The organism is Kribbella sp. (assembly GCF_035687465.1).
Classification (GTDB): domain Bacteria; phylum Actinomycetota; class Actinomycetes; order Propionibacteriales; family Kribbellaceae; genus Kribbella.
This window is the reverse complement of the sequence record NZ_DASRXP010000118.1, coordinates 1-9,261: the sequence shown is the minus strand read 5'-3', so window position 1 is coordinate 9,261 and position 9,261 is coordinate 1. Positions and strand designations below refer to the sequence as shown.

Annotated in this window: 10 protein-coding genes; 8 read left to right on the top strand and 2 right to left on the bottom strand. The window is 61.0% G+C overall.

What is annotated here, in order from left to right; all coding sequences use genetic code 11:
• From VFG33_RS06020 to VFG33_RS06005, 4 genes are all read left to right on the top strand, one after another.
• Positions 1-714 (top strand): type I restriction-modification enzyme R subunit C-terminal domain-containing protein (locus tag VFG33_RS06020; RefSeq protein ID WP_325023260.1); only part of this gene is annotated, 714 nt, incomplete at its 5' end.
• A gap of 19 nt (positions 715-733) precedes the next feature.
• Positions 734-2,206 (top strand): class I SAM-dependent DNA methyltransferase, encoded by a 1,473-nt coding sequence (locus VFG33_RS06015; protein WP_325023258.1) that lies wholly within the window; start codon positions 734-736, stop codon positions 2,204-2,206.
• Between the two features lie 11 nt (positions 2,207-2,217).
• Entirely contained in the window at positions 2,218-3,375 is a 1,158-nt protein-coding gene (locus VFG33_RS06010) for a restriction endonuclease subunit S domain-containing protein (RefSeq protein ID WP_325023257.1), read from the top strand.
• 161 nt (positions 3,376-3,536) lie between these two features.
• Positions 3,537-4,061, top strand: coding sequence for a hypothetical protein (locus VFG33_RS06005; RefSeq protein WP_325023256.1), 525 nt, complete (start codon positions 3,537-3,539; stop codon positions 4,059-4,061).
• A 334-nt stretch (positions 4,062-4,395) separates the two neighbouring features.
• Here VFG33_RS06005 and VFG33_RS06000 read toward each other — a convergent pair whose 3' ends face one another.
• Both VFG33_RS06000 and VFG33_RS05995 read right to left on the bottom strand, forming a co-directional pair.
• Entirely contained in the window at positions 4,396-4,647 is a 252-nt protein-coding gene (locus tag VFG33_RS06000; protein WP_325023254.1) for a type II toxin-antitoxin system RelE family toxin, read from the bottom strand.
• Positions 4,644-4,898: a type II toxin-antitoxin system Phd/YefM family antitoxin gene (locus VFG33_RS05995; RefSeq protein ID WP_325023252.1), complete on the bottom strand. Its 255-nt coding sequence runs from the start codon at positions 4,896-4,898 to the stop codon at positions 4,644-4,646. Before VFG33_RS05995 ends, VFG33_RS06000 begins: the two co-directional genes overlap by 4 nt.
• 1,285 nt (positions 4,899-6,183) lie before the next feature.
• Here VFG33_RS05995 and VFG33_RS05990 point away from each other — a divergent pair.
• The 4 genes from VFG33_RS05990 to VFG33_RS05975 all read left to right on the top strand — a co-directional run.
• On the top strand, positions 6,184-7,032 hold the full coding sequence (locus VFG33_RS05990; RefSeq protein ID WP_325023250.1) for a hypothetical protein: 849 nt from the start codon (positions 6,184-6,186) through the stop codon (positions 7,030-7,032).
• Positions 7,033-7,143: 111 nt separating this feature from the next.
• Positions 7,144-7,755 carry a hypothetical protein gene (locus VFG33_RS05985; RefSeq protein WP_325023248.1) on the top strand — a complete coding sequence of 204 codons (612 nt, stop codon included), beginning with the start codon at positions 7,144-7,146 and terminating at the stop codon, positions 7,753-7,755.
• Positions 7,756-7,933: 178 nt separating this feature from the next.
• Positions 7,934-8,761: a hypothetical protein gene (locus VFG33_RS05980; RefSeq protein WP_325023246.1), complete on the top strand. Its 828-nt coding sequence runs from the start codon at positions 7,934-7,936 to the stop codon at positions 8,759-8,761.
• A gap of 290 nt (positions 8,762-9,051) precedes the next feature.
• Positions 9,052-9,261: hypothetical protein (locus VFG33_RS05975; RefSeq protein WP_325023244.1), on the top strand; the 210-nt coding region annotated here is incomplete at its 3' end.

Genomic DNA, 9,261 nt, shown 5'->3' with positions numbered 1-9,261 from the left:
CAAGAGAAGATAGACGAGCAGGGCAACATCACCGAAGACACCGTCGTTGAGCAAGCCGAGCCGGTTTCGGATGCGCCTGAGGAGACCGAGACCGGTGATAGCCCGGTCGGCATCTCTCCGGAGGAACTCGACGAGCAACCGTCGAGGAAGTTCTACGTCGACGATGCGGAGGTGTGGGTTACCGCCGAGGCCACCTATCACCTCGATCCGGCCACGCAGCGGCTCCGTCTCGTCGAGTATCGGGACTTCGTGGCCGATACGGTGCGTTCGCTATTCCCCGATGCGGCTGATCTTCGATCCAAGTGGGCCAGCCGTGTTGGCCGGTACGATGTGCTCGACGCACTCGGCAGTCACGGCATCGACTCCGCCGACCTGGTCGAACGGACAGGGCTCGGCGAAGCAGACCCACTTGACGTGCTCGTGCATGTCGCATGGAATCAGCCACTCGCGACGCGTGTCGAGCGAGCACGGCGCGTTCGCCGCGAGCACGTCGAGTTCTTCGAGGCGTTCCAGCCCGCCGCCCGGCAGGTGCTTACGTACCTTCTCGACAAGTACGCGCAGGAGGGGATCACCGAACTCGACGATCTCGGCGTCCTTGAGGTCCCACCATTTTCGTCGCTCGGGACACCGGCCGAGATCGCTGGCCGGTTCGGCTCCGTCCGTGCGCTCCGATCGGCTGTATCGCGTCTCAGCGAGCTTGTATATGTCGCGTAAATAAGAGGAGAACTGAACGTTGGTCCGATCGAAGCCGGCAGCGAAGATGTCGCCGCAGGCTACACTCACAGCCGTCATCAAATCAGCCCGCGAGGCCATGCGAAAAGATGCCGGCCTCAACGGTGACCTTGACCGTATCCCGCAACTTGCGTGGCTGTTGTTCCTCAAGGCATTCGATGGCCTCGAAGAGAGCCGCGAGGTTACAGAGGACAGATTCCGACCCGCAATCGAGAGCCCTTTCCGATGGCGCGACTGGGCAGACGACCCCAATGGGCCGACTGGCGAGGCGCTCCTTAAATTCGTGAATGGGAAGCTTCTGCCGTACCTCCGTGGCCTGAGCGGCACCGGCGCGCACGACCCCCGTGACGTGGTCGCCGCAGTCTTCAAGGAAACCACCAACCGGATGGTATCCGGCTACCTGTTCCGGGATGTCGTCAACAAGGTCAACGAAATCAACTTCACATCGTCCGACGACATCCACACGATGGCGCACGTCTACGAGTCAATGCTGCGTGAGATGCGAGATGCCGCTGGCGACTCGGGCGAGTTCTATACGCCGCGGCCAATCATCCGCTTCATGGTCCATCAGGTCGACCCCAAGCTTGGCGAGATCGTCCTTGACCCAGCGTGCGGCACCGGCGGGTTCCTCGTCGAGGTGCTAGAGCACCTGGCTCCGCGGGTCAAGACCGCGCAGCAGCAGCGAACACTGCACAGCAACCTTCGTGGCATCGAGAAGAAGCCTCTGCCATTCCTCCTCGGGATGATGAACCTCGTTCTGCACGGTGTCGGCCACCCAAGTATCGCCCGGGGTAATGCGCTCGCCAGCCCGATCACTCAGATCGGCAAAGGGCAGCGCGTCGATATCGTCCTCACGAATCCGCCGTTTGGCGGAGCCGAAGAGGTGAGCATCCAGGCGAACTTCCCCGCCGGCAAACAGACCGCCGAAACTGCGTGGCTCTTTTTGCAACTTGTGATCCGCCAACTCAAAGATGGAGGACGGTGCGGAATCGTGGTGCCGCACAGTGTGCTGTTCGCCGACGGTGTCGGCGCACGCATCAAGGAGCAACTAGCGACGGAGTGCAACCTCCACACCGTCATCCGCCTCCCAGAGGGTGTGTTTGAGCCGTACACGGCTATCCCCTCGAACCTGTTGTTTTTTGACAAGACTGGCCCGACTAAGGACGTGTGGTTCTATGAGATCCGGCCACCGCAAGGCCGGAAAAAATACTCTAAGACCAAGCCCATGCGGTTCGAGGAGTTCGCCGACTGCCAGGCATGGTGGCCCAAGCGAGTCGAGAATGAGCGTGCATGGCGAGTGCCGATCGCCGACATTGAGGCAAACGGCTACAACCTGGACCTTCGTAACCCGAACCAGCCCGAGGACCTCACCCACCGCGCGCCGATTGACCTGTTGGCCGAGCTCGTGCAGACCGAGCGCGAGATCATCGCACTCCTCGAGCAGCTCGAGGAAGGAATCGGGGACGCACAGTGATAGTCGAGCGAGTGCGGGTTGGCGATGTGCTGCGCTTGGAGCGGCGCCCGGTCGACCCCGACCCGACCAAAGAATACGTGTCAATCGGCGTTCGCTCGTTCGGTAAGGGCATCTTTCACTACGATCCGACACTGGGGAATCAGCTCGGAAAACTGCGGTTCTTCGAGGTCGTTCCCGCGCGACTGGTCGTGAGCAACATCAAAGGCTGGGAGGGGGCTGTAGCGGTCTCGACCGATGAGGACGCTGGCTGTGTCGCGTCCAACCGCTTCTTGACCTACGTGCCATGTGACGATCGGATCGATGTCCGTTGGGCTCGCTGGTACTTCCTCAGCGACTCCGGCCTTCAGCTAATCCAGCAGTCTTCGCCCGGATCGGCCGACCGCAATCGCACGCTGGCCATAAGCCGATTCGAGGCGCTGGAGATCCCGCTCCCGTCGATCGATGAACAACAGAGGGTCGCCAATCGCCTACAAGCGCTTGAGGCTTCCGCCAGTAAACTTCGTCGACGTGTCGAACACGCATCTCTGCTGAGCACGGCACTCGCCGTTTCCGCTGTCACCCAACCGGACATCGCGGAGAGCGCAAAGGCATCGGCGGGTTGGCGACGCCTTCGACTGGCTGAGGTACTCACGAATCGCAACGAGGAGGTGCCCGTGCAGGATAGCGCTTCGTACGATATCGCCGGCGTTTACTCGTTCGGCCGCGGCATCTTTCGGCGCGGTCCCCTTGCCGGTTCCGGCACTAGTTACAGGGCTCTCCATCGACTTCGCAAAGGTCAGGTCGTGATGAGTCGTCTGAAGGCCTGGGAAGGAGCAATTGCCGTGGTACCAGCTGATCTCGATGGCTGGTATCTCTCGCCTGAATTCCCGACATTCGACATAGACATGGCACAGGTTGACGTCGACTACTTCGGCTCGCTCATCACTTCGGAGCCGTTCTGGCGCAGCCTTCGAGGTGAATCGCGAGGCATCGGCGCTCGGCGGGAGCGTGTACATGCATCACGCCTTCTCGAGCAAGTGGTTGATCTGCCGCCGATCAGCATTCAAAGATCGATAGCAAGGACTCTACGATTCCTGCATGGCGCAGAGAGCTTGCGGTCTGGTGCGCCTGGCCGCATAGACGCCCTGGTTCCAGCAGCTATCAATGAAGAATTCGCCGGTCTCAGTTGACCGGTCTTGTACGAAGTAGCAATCTAGGCCCACTCTCGGCGTATCGAGGCGGACATCGCCAAGCGGGCCGCCGAGGCTACTCGGCTGTCCCGCACGGGGATCGGGCGAGCGTGCGCTGTGTCTCTCTCTTGGCAGTAGGCGGTCGACCGTAGTGTGTGGCTATGGCATCGGATTACCTGTTGGTCATCGGAGACCGCGAGGCGCTCGGCTGGATTCTGGCTGAGCAGCGGACTGCCTTCCCGGACGCTCGTCGCCCTGAGGTCAGAAGGCTCGATGTCGGAGATCGCCTGTACATCTACACAACGCGCGGATGCTTCAAGAACCCGGGCCGCGACCGTGGCCGGATAATCGGCCGGGCGACAGTGGCAAGTATCACCCACCTATTGCCAGAGCCAATGGTCTTCTCGGGGCGCGAGTTCCCGATCGGCTGTGACCTGCAGATCAAGTCCCTCGCTCCGTTCGGCGAAGGCCTTGATCTGGCGGACCTGACAGCGGAGCTTGACGCGCTTTCGGGTGCGCCCGGCGGCCATTGGGCCTTCCGTCTCCGACGACCACTGGTTCAGTTGTCAAGCGCGGACGCATCCCTGTTGAATGAGCGACTCGGCCCAACGGTGAAGTCTCGAGCAGACGTCCTTGAGCGCTATGTGCGCTGGTACCGGGAGGCCCCAGGGAAGTCGTCTCGATGAACTCGAGGAGTGCAACGAGACTCCCGGAGAGCCGAAAGCCTCGCTAGCAATGACCGCAGCGAGATCGCGGGAACTTCCGCTCGCCTTCATGAGGCTCGAACGTTCCGGCCAGGCGTCGTACGGCGACAAGGGCTTCGCCAAGCTGATCAGTGTGCTCGGGCCAGTCCTTCGACGGCTCCGAACCGGCCGGGGGAGCAGCAACTCAAGCGCGTCGAGCGCCGTCCGCAGTCGCTCGACGCGCTCGCCTTCCGGTATAGGCGGGCTGGCCTGGGCAGGCACCTGGCGTTTGGCTGGCACGCGGCCATCGTGCCGTATTCTCTGTCAGATTGTCTCGTCAGCCCAGCCGTCCAGCGTGGATGACTACGACGGTGACCGTGGAGTCGCTCACGTCGTACAGCACGCGGTAACGGCCGACGTGGAGCCGTCGTAGATCCGGCGAGCCGTACTCGGTCGTGCCAGCCGGCCGGGGATCTTCGGTGAGGAGATCGACTGCGTCGAAAAGCTGTTCCAGGCCGGACGGGTCATCCTTGAGAAACCCCGCCGCTTGGTCAAGTGCCCGTTCGCTCCAGTTGACTTCATAGGTCACGCCTCAGTCAGCCCGAGCCGCTCGCGAACCTCCTGGTTCGGGACGGTCCGAAGCGTGCCGGCTGCCTTCTCCGCCTGGTACTGAGCGACGGCCAGATCGTCTTCGAGGTCGGCCAGTTCCTGCGCGTTGATGATCACCGCGGCCGGGAAACCATGGTCGGTGATCGTGGTCCGCTCGCGGCGAGTTGACGCCCGGCGGACCAGCGAGCCGAACTGGCCGCGGGCCTCAGTGATCGGCAATGTGTCAGTCATGTACAGAACTGTACAGTGCCGGGGCGCAACGCGCCCGCCCGTCGGTAGACTCTCGCCAAGTCGCTTGCTCGTGCCAGGACTAGTGGTCGGCCATGGCTCCGAGGCAGTGTGGAACGCTCCGATGGGGCCGGCAGGGCAAGGAAGAGGAAGATGCTGACGCGGACCGAGATCAAGTCGCTGGCCCTAGTGATTCTCGATGACCAGGGCACCGCAGCGCCAGCGGAGTTCTATGACGAGACGAGCTACAATCTCCGGCTCGGAGCCGAGTACATGCTAATTACAGAGCCTGGCGAAGTTAAGGACTGCTCTAGCGGAGTCCGCCAGTTACGCCTTCCGCCTTATGGGTGCGCACTTGTTAGCACGCGCGAGCTCGTTAAGCTGCCGAATAACATATATGGACGCTGGGGCCTGAAGATCAGGCCGGCCCTGTCCGGGCTCGTATTTCAGGCCGGACCGCAGATCGAACCAGGCTCGAATACACGACTCTTCGGCCTCTTGTTCAACCTGTCGAACTCCGATCGCACTATCGCCTTCGAGCAGCCGATGTGGTCGATCGATTTTGAGCGTACGTCGCCTAGCCAAGCGCCCAATCCCACAGGGCCAGCACAGAAGGATCTCGGACAGTACACCAATAGTTTGTGGGGCGTTCCTACCGGATCGTTGCGAGATCTGTATGTTGATAATCAACGTCTTCAGAAGGCAAACAACACTCGGCGAGACGCATTCTTCGCGGTCTTGCTGGTGGCTGTCGTGTTTCTGGCGAGCATCGTTGTGCCAATAGCATCCACGCTCAACAGGGACGCGGATCTTCAGCGGCAAATAGATAAGCTATGCTCTGAGGTTAAGATTCAGAGGCCTGACGTTGACTGCTAACGATGATGTGTCGGCGGTTCCGGGAAGGACTCATGGGACAGATGTTCTCGTTTTCGGGGCTGGTCCGGCTGGAATAGCAGCGACGACGGCCTTGGTGGACGCTGGGCTCGATGTTCTGTTGGTGGACACCGGAAAGCCAATTTTATCCCGAGACCGGAATGATCCACAAGATCTGATTACCGGTGTGGGTGGCGCAGGTCCATTTTCGGATGGAAAGTTCTCGTGGTATCCGTCCGCTACGGCCCTTTGGCTTCTTGACGACACTCAGGTTCTGAGGCAAGGGTACCGTTGGCTGACAAGGAATCTCTCCGGCCTCCTAGCCGTCCCTCCGTTCCCTGAGTCTCTTACATCTAGGGCCAGCGAGCATGTCAAAGCCATGGGCCATGTTATAGAGAAAAAGTATGACTCGGCGATGCTCGACCTCGATACGCGTTTGAAACTCATTTCAGAACTCGTTGAGCCTCTCTCGTCCACGCTTCGACTAGGATGGACGGTGAACTCCATCCAAGGTGACTCTGGCGATCTGACGGCGCATATTTCGGATACCGATGGCAACCTTCATGTCATCAGTGCAAGGGCTTTAGTGGCCGCTGGCGGGCGCTTTGGTAACCTCAGTTCGAGTCTGGAGCGTGTGGCTCCACATGCGTTTCGCCGTTATGAGGTTGGAGTCCGCCTAGAAATGTTGGATGATCAATTCTTTCTCCAGCAGCATGATAATCTGGACCCAAAATTCATATGGACGGATCGTGACCCGGACATCGAATGGCGAACCTTCTGCACATGCCGCAACGGCGAGGTAATCGGCACTAGCTTCCATGGACTGATGAGTTACTCGGGTCGGTCCGATGGGCCGCCTACTGCGGTTTCGAACGTGGGACTTAACCTCCGACTCAAATCCGAGCCGAAACCTGATTCTCCGTTCCGTGCGGAGATTGACTCATTACTTGCTGGAGCCGTGGGGCCGTTCAGGACCACTCTCGATGAGTTTTTGCAGGACGGGATGAAGTGGATTGGCCCGCAAATCGACGCTCTCCTTCGCTCCGGGCTTCGTCGTCTTCCGCTCCGGGCACAAGAGAATGTTGCGGTAGTCGGTCCAACGATCGAAGGGACTGGCTACTACCCGGTCCTCGATGGTGATCTCCGTGTGCCGGGTCAAAAAATATGGTTTGCTGGAGATCACACGGGAATCTTCCGAGGCTTAACAGCCGCGTTCTTGAGCGGCTACTATGCTGGAACCAAGGCGGCAGATGACTTGACATGACGTGGACTGGTCATCCCGGGCGTCCTTCACTCACACCGGTCCAGCGCAGCAGTCGAGGACGGCCAGCAGCCTGGCAGTAGGCTGCTCTCCTGACTCAATCGAGGGGGCCAAGTGGCAACGGTATGGACCGAATGGGGGGCGCTGACCCGATTTCTGCAAAGTGCTCGCTTGGCGTTCGCGCGAGAGCGCAGTCTGTGGCATTCATTGGAACTGGCTGACCCCGATGCCGTCATGATCACCTCGATGAATGGCGCCAGTCGATACGAGGTTTCGCTAAGTCAGCATGTAAGCGCTGTGGATGACGAGGTTACATTGCATGCGTCAGTGCTCATCCACTACTACGCTCTTGCGGAGGCCGCGGCGTGCGCACACCTCAGCATCGATGCGCGGAACGCGGGCGGCATTGAGGCCTGGGGGAATCAGCTCTTAATAGCGAATGGCCGCGACTGGTCGGACGTCTTGGATGGCAGGGCCGGAGCTGTCGAACTGGCAGTTGTCAGGAATGCCTTCGCCCACGGCACACGACTGGTCAGCGACAGTGGCGCAACCCGGCTAAGCGCCGCGGGCTCGCCGCCCCGGCTGGCTTGCGATCCTGTGACGCTTACTTACCAAGAGGTTATTCTCTACAGGGATCGCCTCAAGAGCTTGCTGCGCTCCGGGGCGGTCGACCCGAAGTCGGCTCAGCCTGCCGTGAAGGAGCCAGAAATAGACTCTGGCGTCTGACGCCAGCCCACGGTCGGCGGCCCAACGTCCGACGGATTAGAAGCGGTCGGATGGACTTGGCACGCCTGAACCCAACCATCCTTGGCCGACTCCAATGCGCTCGGGGACCACCCTCGCATGGTCTCTTCACCTGGGGTTCAGTCCGTGACCGCGGCGGCCGGGGACTACGATCCTGCTCGTGCGAGCCTCAACGCCAACGGGCGAGTCGATGGACCTCGGCAATCTCCCAGAGTACTGGCGGTCCATCGCGGAGGAATTCAGGACTCTTGAGAACCTGCCGGCCCTGGGACCGAACCATGTGCTGTCTGCGCGAGCGTTCGATGAGGCGCAGGTGGCCGGCCCTCGGACCTACATGGGTGTGACGCGCTACCTCGGCGTCGCAAGGGACAATCACGAGGCGCTCCTCGCGCTCCTGGAACGGCACGGCGCAACCCCGTGGGCACCGTGGAGCCTGCTTCGTCCTGTCTTCGAGACGTCCTTCCTGGCAGCGTGGATCCTAGATCCTGCCGACGGACGCGAGAGGCGAGCACGCGGGCTCCGGTGCGAGGTCCATGACGCTTACGAGCAGCGCAAGCATCGGGCAGCGTTCAAAGCCTTTCCTGAGATCCGAGAGGCCATCGAGAAGAGCGAGCAGGCGATCGCGCAGGGATCGCTCGCGACGTATCGGGCCGAGGCGGCGGCGCTCGGCCGCACATTCGATTGGACGAAGCAGAAGGTCAACGTGGTCGACGAGCTTCCTAAGCTCAGCTTCGTGAGGAGCCAGGTTGGGGTGGCCCCATTCCTTGAGGCGACTTGGCGCCAGCTCTCCGGTTTCGAGCATGGCCTTGGCTGGGCATTGCTTAGCGGAACTGACCGGACTGTCCTGGCCCACGTTCCGGGTGGAGTGGATGTGAGGTTGGTCATCAACGACGATTCGTTTGTGAACGCCGCAAAATCGACCTACTTGCTCCTGCTGTCCGCTTGCCGGTTGTTCGTACGTCGACACGTGGAACCGATTCGGCCTTGACCCCGTTCTGACCGTATGAAAGCGCAGATGCCGACCGTCAGACAGGCTTCCACCAGGGGTGGTGCGCGTACTGGTCGCCAAGCGACAAGGTCGCGCCCGTTGGGTGTTCGGGCCACCCCTGCGTGGTGGCCGCGGTTGGCGGTCACGGTCGCCTACCGTATGGAGGTCAGCAGCGTGCCACCCTGGCTGAAGCTTGCAGGAACCTTGGCCGCGGCCGTGGTGGCGGGATCCTAGCGCCGTATGTCACCAACAGCCGGGAGCGGCGGGCCGCTCGCTCCAACCTGTTCGAAGTGATACTCCAGGTGGAGGAACGACGCTGGGGCGACAACACCAACCACAAAGACTTTCGTCACTCGGTGTTCGCGCTGCAATCGACGGCCGTCATTGGGCGAGTTCCCCGCTGGGCAGTCGACAAATATTTGCACGCAGCAACCAAGGCTAGACGCGAGAGCCGAGCGATGGGTTTCGACGAGAATGGTCCGGTGTGGGTTGGTGACGAT

Excerpts from the sequence above, each read along its gene's own strand:
- VFG33_RS06005 (WP_325023256.1), top strand. The coding sequence starts at position 3,537 with ATGGCATCGGATTACCTGTTGGTCATCGGAGACCGCGAGGCGCTCGGC.
- VFG33_RS05995 (WP_325023252.1), bottom strand. The coding sequence starts at position 4,898 with ATGACTGACACATTGCCGATCACTGAGGCCCGCGGCCAGTTCGGCTCG.
- VFG33_RS05990 (WP_325023250.1), top strand. The coding sequence starts at position 6,184 with ATGCTCGACCTCGATACGCGTTTGAAACTCATTTCAGAACTCGTTGAG.